Genomic DNA, 1,114 nt, shown 5'->3' with positions numbered 1-1,114 from the left:
ATCAGCGTCCGAACCTTTCTGTGAAGTCTCCTGGAACGGAGCGCGACACAGGGTGAAAGCCCCGTAACGGGAAGTAGTACGACGTGCGCCGGTTCCGGAGTAGCGGGGGTTGGAAATCCCTCGTGAATACGGCAGGCATCTACTGCCAAGGCTAAATACTCCTCGAGACCGATAGCGAACAAGTAGCGCGAGCGAACGCTGAAAAGTACCCTCAGAAGGGAGGCGAAACAGGGCTTGAAATCAGGTGGCGATGGAGCGACGGGGCACGAAAGGTCCCGTGGAAAACGACCGAGGCGCGAGCCTCCAGTAGGACCCACGGGAAGCCGGTGTTCCGTCGTACGTTTTGAAAAACGAACCAGGGAGTGTGTCTGTTCGGCGAGTCTAACCGGTTCATCCGGGAAGGCACAGGGAAACCGACATGGCCGCAGTGCTTTGCACCAGGGCCGCCGTGTTCAAGCGCGGGGAGTCGAACTGACACGACCCGAAACCGGACGATCTACGCGTGGGCAAGACGAAGCGTCCCGAAAGGGACGTGGAGGTCTGTTAGAGTTGGTGTTTTACAACACCCTCTCGTGACCTACGTGTAGGGGTGAAAGGCCCATCGAGTTCGGCAACAGCTGGTTCCGACCGACAAATGTCGAAGCATTACCCCCGCCGAGGTAGTTCGTGGGGTAGAGAGACTGATTGGTGTGTCCGCCCTCGAGAGAGGTCGGCGCACCTGTCAAACTCCGAACCTACGAACGCTGTCGACGCGGGGAGTTCGGTGCGCGGGGTAAGCCTGTGTACCGTAAGGGAGACAACCCAGCGTCGGGTTAAGGTCCCCAAGTGTGGACTAAGTGCGATCGAAGGTGGTCTCAAGCCCTAGACAGCCGGGAAGTGAGCTTAGAAGCAGCTACCCTCCAAGAAAAGCGTAACAGCTTACCGGCCGAGGTTTGAGGCGCCCAAAATGATCGGGGCTCAAGTCCACCACCGATACCTGACCACGCCCGTCAAACGGCGATTGCGTAGGTCGGCGTTCTGATCGGGTGGAAGCACGGCCGAGAGTTCGTGTGGACCGATTAGAAACGAAAATCCTGGTCATAGTAGCAGCGAAAGTCGGGTTGAAATCCTGACG

At 58.2% G+C, this 1,114-nt stretch carries 1 rRNA gene; it reads left to right on the top strand.

From position 1 onward, the window contains the following. A 23S ribosomal RNA gene (locus tag ACMGFI_RS21185) occupies positions 1–1,113 on the top strand; the annotation flags it as partial. Between the last annotated feature and the right edge of the window lies 1 nt (position 1,114).

The organism is Halosimplex marinum (assembly GCF_051414075.1).
Classification (GTDB): Archaea; Halobacteriota; Halobacteria; order Halobacteriales; family Haloarculaceae; genus Halosimplex; species Halosimplex marinum.
The sequence above is the reverse complement of the archived record's forward strand: the minus strand, read 5'-3'. Positions and strand labels throughout refer to the sequence as shown.